Source organism: Thalassotalea sp. 1_MG-2023, from assembly GCF_030546745.1.
In the GTDB taxonomy this organism is placed as follows: Bacteria; Pseudomonadota; Gammaproteobacteria; order Enterobacterales; family Alteromonadaceae; genus Thalassotalea_C.
Map to the genome: position 1 here is coordinate 1 of NZ_JAUOPD010000035.1, position 13,446 is coordinate 13,446.

General features: G+C 38.8%; 14 protein-coding genes and 2 tRNA genes. 7 read left to right on the forward strand and 9 right to left on the reverse strand.

What is annotated here, in order from left to right; genetic code table 11:
- Positions 1-275: 275 nt before the first annotated feature.
- Positions 276-351: transfer RNA gene (locus Q4489_RS16975), tRNA-Glu, on the reverse strand.
- Positions 352-420: 69 nt separating this feature from the next.
- Positions 421-496 (reverse strand) — tRNA-Ala (locus tag Q4489_RS16980).
- A 341-nt stretch (positions 497-837) separates the two neighbouring features.
- Between Q4489_RS16980 and yvcK the strand changes: the two genes are divergently transcribed.
- On the forward strand, positions 838-1,752 hold the full coding sequence (gene yvcK, locus Q4489_RS16985) for a uridine diphosphate-N-acetylglucosamine-binding protein YvcK (protein ID WP_303482760.1): 915 nt from the start codon (positions 838-840) through the stop codon (positions 1,750-1,752).
- Positions 1,753-1,761: 9 nt separating this feature from the next.
- Here yvcK and dcd read toward each other — a convergent pair whose 3' ends face one another.
- Positions 1,762-2,358, reverse strand: coding sequence for a dCTP deaminase (gene dcd, locus Q4489_RS16990; protein ID WP_303482763.1), 597 nt, complete (start codon positions 2,356-2,358; stop codon positions 1,762-1,764).
- A gap of 123 nt (positions 2,359-2,481) precedes the next feature.
- The gene (gene apbC, locus Q4489_RS16995; RefSeq protein WP_303482766.1) at positions 2,482-3,579 is read right to left on the reverse strand and encodes an iron-sulfur cluster carrier protein ApbC; all 1,098 of its coding nucleotides are present in this window, start codon (positions 3,577-3,579) and stop codon (positions 2,482-2,484) included.
- Between the two features lie 156 nt (positions 3,580-3,735).
- On the opposite strand from apbC, the gene metG reads away from it, so the two are divergent.
- Both metG and Q4489_RS17005 read left to right on the forward strand, forming a co-directional pair.
- Positions 3,736-5,772 carry a methionine--tRNA ligase gene (metG, locus tag Q4489_RS17000; protein ID WP_303482768.1) on the forward strand — a complete coding sequence of 679 codons (2,037 nt, stop codon included), beginning with the start codon at positions 3,736-3,738 and terminating at the stop codon, positions 5,770-5,772.
- 95 nt (positions 5,773-5,867) lie between these two features.
- Positions 5,868-6,329 carry a GNAT family N-acetyltransferase gene (locus Q4489_RS17005; protein WP_303482771.1) on the forward strand — a complete coding sequence of 154 codons (462 nt, stop codon included), beginning with the start codon at positions 5,868-5,870 and terminating at the stop codon, positions 6,327-6,329.
- Here the strand turns inward: Q4489_RS17005 and Q4489_RS17010 are convergent.
- The 4 genes from Q4489_RS17010 to Q4489_RS17025 all read right to left on the reverse strand — a co-directional run bounded on the left by Q4489_RS17010 (position 6,316) and on the right by Q4489_RS17025 (position 8,342).
- The gene (locus Q4489_RS17010) at positions 6,316-6,699 is read right to left on the reverse strand and encodes a glutaredoxin (protein ID WP_303482774.1); all 384 of its coding nucleotides are present in this window, start codon (positions 6,697-6,699) and stop codon (positions 6,316-6,318) included. The two genes, Q4489_RS17005 and Q4489_RS17010, sit on opposite strands and share 14 nt — an antisense overlap.
- 92 nt (positions 6,700-6,791) lie before the next feature.
- Complete coding sequence (locus Q4489_RS17015) at positions 6,792-7,493, reverse strand: Sir2 family NAD-dependent protein deacetylase (RefSeq protein ID WP_303482777.1); 702 nt, start codon at positions 7,491-7,493, stop codon at positions 6,792-6,794.
- Positions 7,494-7,589: 96 nt separating this feature from the next.
- Entirely contained in the window at positions 7,590-7,901 is a 312-nt protein-coding gene (locus tag Q4489_RS17020) for a helix-turn-helix transcriptional regulator (protein WP_303482779.1), read from the reverse strand.
- On the reverse strand, positions 7,902-8,342 hold the full coding sequence (locus Q4489_RS17025; RefSeq protein WP_303482782.1) for an SRPBCC domain-containing protein: 441 nt from the start codon (positions 8,340-8,342) through the stop codon (positions 7,902-7,904).
- Positions 8,343-8,673: 331 nt separating this feature from the next.
- Between Q4489_RS17025 and trxB the strand changes: the two genes are divergently transcribed.
- The 4 genes from trxB to infA all read left to right on the forward strand — a co-directional run bounded on the left by trxB (position 8,674) and on the right by infA (position 11,365).
- On the forward strand, positions 8,674-9,621 hold the full coding sequence (gene trxB, locus Q4489_RS17030; RefSeq protein ID WP_303482785.1) for a thioredoxin-disulfide reductase: 948 nt from the start codon (positions 8,674-8,676) through the stop codon (positions 9,619-9,621).
- Positions 9,622-9,640: 19 nt separating this feature from the next.
- Entirely contained in the window at positions 9,641-10,357 is a 717-nt protein-coding gene (gene aat / locus Q4489_RS17035) for a leucyl/phenylalanyl-tRNA--protein transferase (RefSeq protein WP_303482788.1), read from the forward strand.
- A 3-nt stretch (positions 10,358-10,360) separates the two neighbouring features.
- The gene (locus Q4489_RS17040) at positions 10,361-11,065 is read left to right on the forward strand and encodes an arginyltransferase (RefSeq protein ID WP_303482791.1); all 705 of its coding nucleotides are present in this window, start codon (positions 10,361-10,363) and stop codon (positions 11,063-11,065) included.
- Positions 11,066-11,146: 81 nt separating this feature from the next.
- A complete protein-coding gene (infA, locus tag Q4489_RS17045; RefSeq protein WP_011043571.1) occupies positions 11,147-11,365 on the forward strand; it encodes a translation initiation factor IF-1 in 219 nt (72 codons plus the stop codon).
- Between the two features lie 48 nt (positions 11,366-11,413).
- Here infA and Q4489_RS17050 read toward each other — a convergent pair whose 3' ends face one another.
- Entirely contained in the window at positions 11,414-13,444 is a 2,031-nt protein-coding gene (locus tag Q4489_RS17050) for a DUF3488 and transglutaminase-like domain-containing protein (protein ID WP_303482795.1), read from the reverse strand.
- Positions 13,445-13,446: the final 2 nt, after the last annotated feature.

The following is a 13,446-nucleotide window of genomic DNA, read 5'->3' on the forward strand; positions in this document are numbered from 1 at the left end:
CGCCGTGAAAGGGCGGTGTCCTAGGCCTCTAGACGATAGGGACACTAAAATCGCTCAGCGAAAATTCGCTTTTTTAGTATAAGGTGATTGAAAACTATGTTTTCAGAACGCCCTTACCTCTAATGCGTTTCAGCGCAAAGGCTGACAACCTTTATCGCTTGTTAACTCACAGTTACGTTAGTTAACGGTATTCGTTCAGTCTTTCGACTAAGGTATAAAGTAAGACCTAGATTACTTTACCCTTCACCATGCCCTATTACAGCCATGGTTAAATGTGGCATCCCTAAGGGGATTCGAACCCCTGTTACCGCCGTGAAAGGGCGGTGTCCTAGGCCTCTAGACGATAGGGACGCTGAATTAATGAAAAGCTACGCTTTTCTTTTTCAGCGCCAGGTAACAAGTTACCTAACACTTAAATTTTGGTGGAGCTATGCGGGATCGAACCGCAGACCTCTTCGCTGCCAGCGAAGCGCTCTCCCAGCTGAGCTATAGCCCCGCTAGCTAGAATATAAACGGCCTAGTGCTTATATTATAGACATCAACGTGTAGAGTTCTACTCGTTGAAAGCGAGGCGCATTTTAGGCACCCCCCTATAAACTGTCAACCTTTAATTTAGTGTTTACGCTATTTTTTTGCTGTTTTGTGTTTAAGTGGCTAGATAAGCATCAACTTGACTATTTTTTATATATTCAACGGTTTAATAACGATTTTTCCGTCAATAATAAATACTTAATTTGCTTTGTAGCAAAAATAAATGTCTGTGTGCAAAGCTGCTGACTTTATTTTTCTCGGAAAAATAGCTATGGTAGGGGCTCAGGTAAAATATTAGAATCTTTCATGCTACTAAAAAATGCTAAAGTTGTTGCGATTGGAGGTGGGCACGGTCTTGGTCGTGTGCTCTCTTGTTTATCTTTTCTAGAAAAAAACCTAACCGGTATTGTAACAACTACAGATAATGGTGGCTCTACTGGTCGATTACGTAAACGCAGTAGTTCGATAGCATGGGGAGACTTACGCAATTGCTTAACTCAGTTAGTCGATGAAGACTCTATTGGCAGTCAACTGTTTAATTTTCGCTTTGATGGCCAAGATGAACTTGGCGGGCATAACTTAGGTAATTTAATCTTATTTGGTTTAGGACAAATTCAATCTAGACCATTAGACTCCATTAAACTAGTAAGACGCTTATTACGGGTAAAAACACCTGTCTTACCCATGTCTGAAACCCCTACCGATTTAATGGCATTTTACCCCGAAGGTCGATGTCGGGTTGGAGAACTTTCTGTTGATGAAATGCCCGTTATGCCGAAAAGCTTAATGCTAGCCCCTCTGGTTAAAACATTAAGCAGTGGTAGAAAAGCGCTTGAAGAAGCTGATTTAATTATTCTTGGTCCTGGCAGCTTTTTAACCAGTGTTGTACCACCATTATTAGTGCGTGATATTGTCAATGCAATTAATAAAAGCGATGCACACTGTGTTTTTGTTGAAAATATTGTGGCAGAAGCTAGCCCTGCGGGTAAGGCGACACTTGATGAAAAGTTAACGTGGTTAACAGATAATATTGGTTGTATGCCAATTGATAGCGTAATTGCGCCAGAAGGTGTTACCTCATCAATACTACCCACTATTAACTGTCAGTTAGCCTCAACAACTGTTGCTCATTATCATGATAAAGAAAAGTTACTTAACGCATTACAACAATGCATTGATATTTCGGGTCAAGCTCCGTTGACCCAAGTGGTTAACTCTTAACTGAACTTGTTACTTCGTTGAATTGTCGTCTTCACTTATCCTACTCGCTACCGCTCCCATTTGACCTTTATATTTAGCATCATTGCGTTTATTGTATGGACGAAGCGCAGCACCAGACATCGTTTCAAAATTAAGTGCGGCTATTTTCATTTTAGGCCGTAAAGCAAGCGGCAACTTACCACTATTGTAAAACTCTAAAACAATCTGCCCCGACCAACCTGGATCAATTCGATGTGCCGTAACATGTACCATTAAACCTAAGCGGGCTAACGAAGAACGACCATCAAGCCACCCTACTATATTGTCAGGTAATGTTACTGACTCGTGGGTTACCGCAAGCGCCAATTCCCCAGGATGTAAAAAGAAAGCCTCGCCGTCAGGAATAACAATTTCATCACTCATCACCGAATTCATCGCTTTTTGTACCGATTCTTTCTGCCCACTCAAATCTATATACGGTGCCGTGTGATCTTGAAAAACACGAAATTCATTACCTAAACGAATATCGACACTTACCCCTGAAATCATACTTTCATCTGGCATTGGAGAAATTATAATGCTTTCTTGTTTTAGTAATTCTTGAATATCTTTATCGCACAATCTCATAGGGCTATCTTTCTTATTTTTTCAATAATTGCAATGATGTTATTTCTAACGATTTTTTGATGATTTACCGTTATAACGTGAAACAGTCTCAACCATAATGTATTTATCATGACGAGGTAAAAACTATTCTACTTGTTTAACAAATAATTCGGCGCTGTCAGGACTTTGTTCTGATTTTTGTTTATAAAGTTCAGCAGCGATGTTACCCGCTATTCTACGGTATTGTTGCGCAATATCACTAGTGCTATTTTCAATTAATGGTGATTTCCCATTATCTGCATATTGGCAAATATCGATATTTAACGGTAACTGTCCTAGTAATGGTGTGGAAAACTCATCGCTAAGGGTTGTACCGCCACCGTGGCCAAATAACTGTGATTTTTCACCGCAGTGTTGGCATATGTGATAACTCATATTCTCAATAATACCAAGTACGGGTACATCCACTTTTTTGAACATTTCTATTCCCTTCACTGCGTCAGCTAAGGCAATATCTTGTGGTGTGGTAATAATAACAGAAGCAGCTACAGGTACTTGTTGTGCAAGGGTTAATTGTATATCACCCGTACCTGGCGGCATATCAATGAGTAAATAGTCGGTCTCTTGCCATGCGGTCTCATTCAATAATTGATTAAAGGCTCTGCTAGCCATTGGACCTCGCCATACAGTGGCATCTTTTTCTTCAACCAGAAAACCTATTGACATAGCCGCTATCTCATTTTTCTCTAGGGGTAACATTTTTTTACCATCAGGAGAGGTAACTGGCTGCCCTTCTAAACCCAACATTTTTGGAATTGATGGCCCATATATATCGGCATCAAGTATCGCGACAGAAGCACCTTCAGCGGCCAGTGCATACGCTAGGTTTACCGTAGTCGTCGATTTTCCAACTCCACCTTTACCAGACGCAATCGCAATAATATTTTTAATACCTTGAATATTATGACGTTTTATCTTTTGCACTTGTAATTGGCTATTGACCAAAATTGAAATATCAGTCTGCGTCAATAAACTTGAAGCGAACCGATCTAACGCACTATCGCAAGCGAAAGGCACTTCTATGGAAACCACTATATCTTTTTTAACTTTGGCTATTTCGGTGATTTTACAACATTTAGCAATACCACTGGGGAATAATTCCTCTTGGTATTGATGGAAAAATTCAGTGATTTTATCGCGTGTTTCAGTGGGTACAGACGAACCAAATAAAGATGAAAACATGATCAGACTATTGTTTTGTTATGTTTTAAGAAAAAAAATCTAATAAATACAAGATTTGTCGATATTAGTTAATGATAAATTCAATTAAATTCTGTACCATTCCCTCCTTAATTACCACCTAATTTTAGTCACAATTAAATTCAGTTAGAAACCTATATGCAATCACCAAATAAACGCAAAATTCTTGTTACTTGTGCTTTACCGTACGCGAATGGTTCAATCCATTTAGGACACTTATTAGAACATATTCAAACCGATATCTGGGTTCGTTTCCAACGAATGCGTGGTCACGAAACATATTTCGTATGTGCTGATGATGCCCACGGTACACCCATAATGCTTAAAGCACAGGAACTTGGTGTTAGCCCTGAAGAAATGATCGCAGGTGTGCGTGAAGAACATATGGCTGATTTTAGTGATTTTATGATCAGCTTTGACAACTATCATTCAACGCATAGCGACGAAAACAGAGCGTTTGCAAGTGAGATATACAATAAACTAAATGAAAGTGGTTATATTAAATCACGAACAATTTCACAATTATATGATCCTGAAAAAGGCATGTTTTTACCCGACCGTTTCGTGAAAGGTACTTGCCCAACCTGTAAAAGTGAAGATGAAAACGGCGACAGCTGCGATAATTGCGGCGCTACTTATTCACCAACAGAGGTAATAAACCCCCGCTCTGTGGTGTCAGGTGCAACACCTATTTTAAAAGACTCTGAACACTTTTTCTTTGATCTGCCAGCTTTTGAAAAAATGCTAAAAGATTGGACTACTGGTGGCTCTTTACAAGAAGAAATGGCGAACAAACTTAACGAATGGTTTGAACAAGGGTTACAGCAATGGGATATCAGCCGTGATTCGCCATATTTTGGTTTTGAAATTCCAAATGCCCCAGGAAAGTTCTTTTATGTTTGGTTAGACGCGCCTATCGGCTACATGGGTAGCTTTAAAAATTTATGTGATAAAGAAAATATCGATTTTAACTCCTACTGGAAAGAAAACTCTGAGGCTGAGCTTTATCACTTTATCGGCAAAGATATTATCTATTTCCACAGCTTATTTTGGCCAGCTATGCTTGAAGGTGCAGGTTATCGTAAACCAACATCAGTTTTTGCCCACGGTTTTGTCACGGTAAATGGTGCAAAAATGTCTAAGTCAAAAGGTACCTTTATTAAAGGCCGTACTTTCTTAGATCACTTAAATCCAGAGTATTTACGCTATTATTATGCCGCTAAATTAACCAATCGTATTGACGATTTAGATCTAAATTTAGAAGACTTTGCACAACGGGTAAATTCAGATCTTGTTGGTAAAGTGGTCAACATAGCATCGCGCTGTGCCAGTTTTATTACTAAACGTTTCGATGGCATGTTATCAGCTAATATTGATGATCAAGCGTTGGCTAATGAAGTTACATCGGCTGGTGATAGATTAGCAGACCTTTACGAAAACAGAGAGTTTGCTAAAGCGATGCGTGAAATCATGGCATTAGCTGACAAAGTTAACGAATATATCGCGATAAAAGAACCATGGGTGTTGATAAAGGATGAAAGCAAACAACAAGAAGTACACGATGTTTGTTCTCTTGGTATTAACCTATTCCGAACACTGATGATTTATTTAAAACCAGTGTTACCAAAACTTGCACAAAGCACTGAAGCATTCTTAAATGACGAACTCTTATGGCATGGGCATCAGACATTGTTAACCAACCATAAGATCAATAAATTTAAAGCCCTATTACAAAGGGTTGATATGGATAAAGTAGAAGCAATGGTCACAGCCTCAAAAGAAAACTTAGAAGAAGCTAAACCAGCGCCTACTGGCCCTATTGCTGATGATCCTATTTCACCAGAAATTCAATTTGATGATTTCGCCAAAATAGATTTACGTATTGCGAAAATCGTAAAAGCAGAGCACGTAGAAAAAGCCGATAAGCTATTACGTTTAGAATTAGCTCTCGATAATGATGGTAACGAAACCCGCCAAGTGTTTGCAGGAATTAAATCGGCTTATCAACCTGAAGATCTAGAAGGTAAACTTACCGTTATGGTGGCAAATTTAGCCCCTCGTAAAATGCGCTTTGGCATGTCTGAAGGTATGGTATTAGCAGCTGGACCTGGTGGAAAAGATTTATGGATATTAAACCCAGATGATGGAGCACAACCAGGTATGCGTGTTAAATAAGCTTACCTTCGTTGCGTTAACCTAAAAATCCAATCATTAGGCGCTCATTGAGCGCCTTTTCTATTGTTAAATGAGCATAAATACTGACTTATAAAATGACTTTACCTTCCCATAGTGCAACTGACCTTGTTATAGACACAGCAACCAAAGCTGATAAGAAAACCATTAAACGGTTTTATAAAACTCATGGTTTTGCTGCAAGTTTTATGGGGTATGATTCATGTTACATAATTAAGCAGAATGACGACGAAATCATCGCTGCCATTATTGTTTCTCAACTTGTTAAAGGTAATCAACAAGCACTTCTGCATGGGTTATATGTTTCTTGCAAATACCGAAATGAAGGTCTGGCTACAAAGCTATTAGAACACTGTATTATTAAACATAAAATTCTAGTCTGCTTCGCGAACAATAACTTACAAGAGTTATATCAAAAGGTGGGGTTTTCAATGCTGCAAGAGAAAGAAGTCGAGCAGCACTTAAATACGTCATTAATAACGCGGTTTAATCATTACCAACAAAACCAGCCATTCTTACGTGCTTTCATTCAGCGTTAATTGTCGATGTTCTCACACGGTTCGTTAAGTAATCGATAATATCATTTGATTCATACAGCCATTCAACTGAATTATTTTCATGTTCGATGCGTAAACAAGGTACTTTACGTTTACCACCTTGTTCAATTAAAGCTTGGTTTGCTTCGTCTGACTTATTTATGTTTAACAACGGCAAAGTGATCCCATTGCGTTTCATGGACCTGCGAACTTTTACACAAAAAGGACAGGCAGGTAATTGATAAAGACTTAAATTGTTCGTTGCCTCTGCAATTTTTGCCTGTTCTGACGGCGTCAACTTAGGCGAGCGTGGAGAAAAAATAAAATTGAAAAATAAAATAATACGGCCAATAACCCATCGCAAAATAAACATCTATCGCTATACCTTTGGTAATTATATAAAGCCGCGCATTCTATCAGCTAGCACTATAAACAACAATCTTGAGCCGATTACCTCTCTTTTTGTTATTGTAATATGGTCGCTAATAAGGTTGGTAAACCTACGGCCGCCGTTTGCTCAATAACGGTAAGGTTTTTTCGCGCTTTTAAAGCATTATTGAGCTGTGGCTTAGGATCAAGATAGAAAATCTCAGCTTCCTCAGGGGCAAAGCTAACTAAATTTGCTGCTGGGTATACCTGCATCGACGTGCCCACTACAATCACAACATCTGCACTCGCGATCTGTACTATGGCTTGATTTAACATTGGAACATCTTCACCAAACCAAACAATAAAAGGCCTTAGTTGTGCTCCTTGAGGGCACACATCGCCAAGTTGAATGTCACCATCCCAAGGACAAACATACTCAGGATATAAAGTACTTTGTGCTTTTCTGAGTTCACCGTGCAAATGGATAACATTGTTGCTTCCCGCTCTTTCATGAAGATCATCAACGTTCTGGGTAATAATAGAAATATCTGCACATTGTTGTGCTTTGGCTAGTGCGACATGCCCTTCATTGGGTGATACTTGGTTAAGTTGCTTGCGACGTTGATTATAGAAATTTAGTACTAAAGGTTGGTTTTGATACCACCCCTCAATACTGGCAACAGACATAACGTCATGCCCTTCCCAAAGGCCATCTGCATCACGAAAGGTATTAATACCACTTTCTGCACTCATACCAGCGCCACTGAGTAAAACAATCTTTTTTTTTGTATTTACCATGGAAGAGTTACGACCTATCCGTTTAGCTTAAAAGTGTAAATTGTATTGCCAAACTTAATTTACAGCAATGTTTGTCAAAACATGGCATACCAGGTGTTATTCTTCTTCTGCGAAACGTTTAAGAGCGGCTAAACGCTGATCCCACTGCTGCTCTATAGCTGCGATAAACTGTTTCGCTGTTGTTAAAGTAGTCAATTCAAGATCTACTCGTGTTTCACGCCCTTGCGGAGTTAGTCGTATAAGATTCGCTGACACAAGCACTTGAAGTTGTTTTCTTGCCCCTTGCCGAGTAATACCAAGGTTTGTTGAAAGCTCACCTATTGTGTAATCATCACCACTGGCAAGACGCTTGACCATCTCTAGCCGTGTTGGATCCCCCAACGCTTTATATATATTTGCTTCAATCATTTAAGCAGCTTCTACATATTTTATCAGTCTGTCAATCATATGCTCCCAACCCTGAGTATTTTGTTTAACAGATTTTTCGATTAGCTCTACCGGTAATGTTTCAAAGCCAGATTCAACCAATGTTACTTTGCAAACACCATTTTCTTGCGCTTGAATATGAAATTCTACTAAGGTATTTGGTACACTTAATACATCATCAACAAAGTTACTTTCTCCCGGCACCCAACGAAAAGCAAAATAAGAGCAAGGATCTGCCTTCGTAATATAAATAGCACTTTTGCCACAGTCAGAAAAATCAAAAATAGTGTGTTCGCCTTCACGATAACTCCCTGTTAACTTATCAGGGAACCAGCTTACTACTTTTTTAGGATCAGCAATTGCTTGATAAATTTTTTCTTGAGTTGCATTAATCACAATTTCACGTTTAATCGAATTTTTCATAGTAAATTCTCGTTTCTCACATGTTAAATATTTCACTATTGAGTAAAGCATATAAAATACACAAAGGCAACCATTTGGTTGCCTAATTTACGGTGAACTATGATTAATAAGAACTGTTAGTAACACAGTCATGTAACATATTAATAAGTGGGGTTAACTATCCTCACCCTGTCTGTAAACATGCTCATTTTAAACTCAATGTACACAATTTCGTGCAAATTAGACAAAAGGCAATAATAAATAATTAAAAAGTTATTTTACCATCTTGAGAATTTTCCATAGAATCCCAACTATAAAGCTATTCGCATTAAATCAATTTGGAGTTTTTTTCATGAGCGAAGCAAGACATTGCCCATTACTCATTTTGGGTTCAGGCCCTGCTGGTTACACTGCTGCAGTTTACGCTGCGCGCGCAAATTTAAACCCTGTGATGATCACAGGCATGCAACAAGGCGGTCAATTAACCACAACAACTGATGTTGAAAACTGGCCTGGCGACGCTGATGACTTAACAGGTCCAGCATTAATGGAACGTATGCAAAAGCATGCTGAAAAATTTGATACTGAAATTATCTTTGACCATATTGAATCAGTCGACCTAAGCTCTCGCCCCTTTAAATTATCAGGCAGCAGCGAATATACTTGTGATGCATTAATCATTTGTACCGGTGCTTCTGCACAATATCTTGGTTTACCTTCTGAAGAAGCTTTCATGGGTAAAGGTGTTTCTGCCTGCGCAACCTGTGACGGATTTTTCTATAAAAATCAAAAAGTCGCGGTTGTTGGCGGCGGTAATACAGCCGTTGAAGAAGCCTTGTATTTATCAAATATTGCGTCAGAGGTACATTTAATTCACCGTCGTGATACTTTCCGTTCTGAAAAAATATTAACGGATCGTTTAATGGAAAAAGTAAAAAACGGTAACATTACTCTACACGTAAACCGCACATTAGATGAAGTATTAGGCGATCAAATGGGTGTGACCGGTGTACGTATTAAAGATACTGCCTCAGATGCCACCGAAGTATTCGATCTTTCAGGTGTCTTTATCGCGATAGGCCACAAGCCGAACACTGATATTTTTAAAGGCCAGTTAGACATGAAAGATGGTTACTTAACCATTAATAGTGGTACTGCTGGAAATGCAACACAAACCAGTATCGAAGGTGTATTTGCCGCGGGTGATGTTGCAGATCACATTTACCGCCAAGCGATCACTTCAGCAGGTGCCGGTTGTATGGCTGCACTTGACGCTGAACGTTATTTAGACGCGAAATAACCAACGGTTATTTGATTTTATGTCAGAGGCTATTCCATGGCTTGATTTAGGAAGCCTCTCATTTCCTCCCCCTGAAAATGCTTTGCAAGACCCTAATGGTTTGCTAGCGATAGGGGGAGATTTAAGCCCCAAAAGGCTTTTAAGTGCATACAGTTCGGGGGTGTTTCCTTGGTTCAGTGAAGCAGATCCTATTTTATGGTGGTCACCCAATCCTAGAGCCGTCATTCCCATTGCCCAACTAAATATCAATCGCACACTCAGAAAATTCCTAAAAAAGTGTCCTTATACCGTGACCCTTAATCACGCATTTGAAGAAGTTATTGAATTTTGTGCCGACGCCCCATTTCGTGATGATGACACTTGGATTGTTGAAGAAATGAAGCAAGGGTATATCGACTTACATCAACAAGGTGACGCTCATTCAATAGAGATTTGGCAAGAAGGTGAACTGGTAGGCGGCTTATATGGAGTAGCAATTGGTGGATATTTTTCTGGTGAATCGATGTTTTACACTAAAAGCAATGCGTCTAAGATCGCGCTTGTGGCGTTAGCTCAACTTCTCGCTGCGCATAACGTTGCTTTTATCGACTGCCAATTATTGAATCCATTTTTAGCCGACATGGGCTGTACAGAAATATCACGTGCTTCTTTTTTACAACAACAATCAATTGAAAAACAACGCAAAATAACAAAAGATTTTTGGCAACCAAGAACAATTTCCTTGTCTATACTGTAATTTATGAATACTAGTTACCAACTTGGGGTAAGCCAAGCATTTCCTTGTAATTACTTACCTGAACAAGAAGAACGATTGCTGATTGCCGTTGACGAACGATTGCAAACCAGCGATAAATACACTTGGCTTATGCATCAAGGTTTTCGTCGTAGTGGCGATCAAATTTACCGACCCTATTGTGAACATTGCAATGCCTGTCAATCGCTACGTGTGGTTACCGAACAATTCACACCAACAAAAAGCCAAAAGCGCCTGCTGAAAAAAAATAAACACCTTGAAGTGGTTATTAAGCATAAGTTACAAGACTATTACTACCCACTTTATGAAAAATACATTAACGAAATTCATTATGACGGTGCAATGTACCCGCCAAGTAAACCACAGTTTGAATCGTTTCTATCTTCACAATTATGTCAGCAATTATTCATTGAACTTTGGCATGACAATACGCTGGTAAGCGTTGCCGTTACTGATGTATTAGTTGATGGGTTATCAGCAGTTTATACTTTCTATCACTCAAAATACCGCGCATCAGGTATTGGTAATTTTTCAATTTTAAACCAAGTGCAAGTTGCAAAGACATACAAGAAACCTTATTTGTATCTCGGCTATCAAATTGATGATTGCCAAAAAATGAATTACAAAAATCGATACTTCCCACACCAGATATTACGAAATAATCGTTGGCAAACGATAAATAAATCATAGTATAGCTTTACTTTAGCGGAACATTTGTGCATGATCTGCGCAGATTTTTTATCAATGCACAAATTAGAGGTTTAACGCCCAATGGCGAAAGAAGAAAATATTGAAATGCAAGGTACGGTTTTAGATACCTTACCAAACACTATGTTCCGTGTTGAATTAGAAAATGGACACGTAGTTACAGCTCACATTTCAGGCAAAATGCGTAAGAACTACATTCGTATTTTAACTGGCGATAAAGTTACCGTGGAATTAACACCGTACGACTTATCGAAAGGCCGTATTATTTTCCGTGCTCGATAAATTTACCACAAAACAATGTTCATAAAGCTCCTTCATGGGGCTTTATTTTTATCTATCGATTTCCTGCTTTCTTACACTTTTCAACTTTGTTAAACGTTTCTTTAACGCATTGATGATACTACTGTGCCTTTTATTGGCGTAAACATATTGGTTATATAATGTGAAAATAGCAGCTAGTTCAACTGAAGCAGCTACGCTTACCTTTTTAACTCGTGAAATATATTGCTGGTCAGTCTCTTTAAGATTGCGCGTTACCCCCAATTTTTCAATATGTTGACAGGCAGATTCATATATCCTTAAAGCTGGTGAACTCTCCTTCCCAGTGAATCTTCTTAACCAACGCGTAATGAAAAACAAGGCGACAATTAATGATAATGCCAACAACAACACAACAACTACTTTAAGGGTAACGTGTTGACCAAACCATGATTTTAAGAGTTTAAATTGCTGCTCAGTTGAATAATTAATGACAAACTTTGTCCATTGATAGTCAATGGTGTCTAAATATAACTGTACCGTTTGCAAGAGACCTGCTTGTAACCATGTCGACATATCAAAGCCAGCTAATTGGTCACGCTCTTTTAATAACTGTGACGAAAAACCTTGTTCTACTCTGCTAGGATCAACTGCCGCGGTTGGGTCAACTCTCACCCAACCTTTACCGTCTAACCAAACTTCACTCCATGCATGGGCATCACGTTGATACACACTAAAGTATCCGCCTTGTTCATTTAGCTCTCCTCCTAAATACCCTAAAACCACCCTAGCAGGGATACCTGCCGCACGCATCAAATACGTAAAGCTACTCGCATAATGCTCACAAAAGCCCGCTTGGGTTTTAAAAAAGAATTCATCTAATGAATTATTAGTTAATAACGGTGGTTCTAATGTGTATCTAAAAGGGTTACTTCGGTAGTGCTGAAGCGTCGAATCAATAATATTTTGTGCATTAAATGCGCTTTCTTTTAGCGTTTGTCCAAAATTATAGAGCTTAGGGTTACTATTACGATCAATGCGTAAATTACGCTGGAGTACCGATTCATTATGGTACAGTGTTAAAGATTGAGTTAAATTACTCGTTACTTGGTATGACATTGGCCGCGTGATTTTTCGCGGTGAATACAATGAATAATCACGTAAGGTAACAAGGTGCTCTGTATTGCGGTTACTATTCAACTGTCCCACATCGAGTAAAAATAACCAGGGCTGAAAACTTGGCGTTAATATCACTTGATAACTGACTAGTTGATCTTCACCTGAATATTTCAATCGCTTTCTAGGCACTTGTTGATATCGTTTAATATTTGCTACCTGTTGATATCTTCTTTTCCATTCTTTGCCGTCAAACACGTCTAGCACAATGGCACGCCAATACAGCTGTTGATAGTTTGGCATCTCACCTGAAAACTCAACACGGAACGCTAAAGCATTTGATAACGCTAGCTTCGCGATATCCCCAATTTTCAATGAATCATTCAAGCCAGTTTCAACCCCTTTTGATTGTGGTACTTGCCAAAAAGGCGGGATCTTAGGAAACACCACGAATAACAACACCGCTAAAGGTAAACTTTGCGCCACTAGCTTTAGTGAAAACTTCGTCTGTTTATTAACCGACAGAAACGGGCTAAATAAACTACTTAAAAACATAAGGTTGGCTAAAAAAATAACCAGCACCAGTAAGGCAAAATAAATTGATTGCTGGAATATTAACGAACAACTTAACAGCAGTAAGCCAATTAAATACCATTGATATAAATCATAGCGTTTCTTTAATTCTAAAGGTTTTAATAAGTAGGAGAGACACAACAGATGCAACATGGCCGAAAGTAAGCCAATTGCTTTACCTGTCAACACTAATAATACACAACCGGCGATGGCAATAATGACTTTGATCCAACCTTTGCCAATAGCCATAATGTTTCGATGAATGGCCCACTGCCACAACAACGTTATTAACGCCATCGCAATGAACCATTGTGATAATTCAACCGTAAGCAAGGATAAATTCAGTACAGGTAATAAAAGTAACCAATTTGATGAAATCACCGGCATCTGTTTTTTGTTATCTTTCGAAAACATGT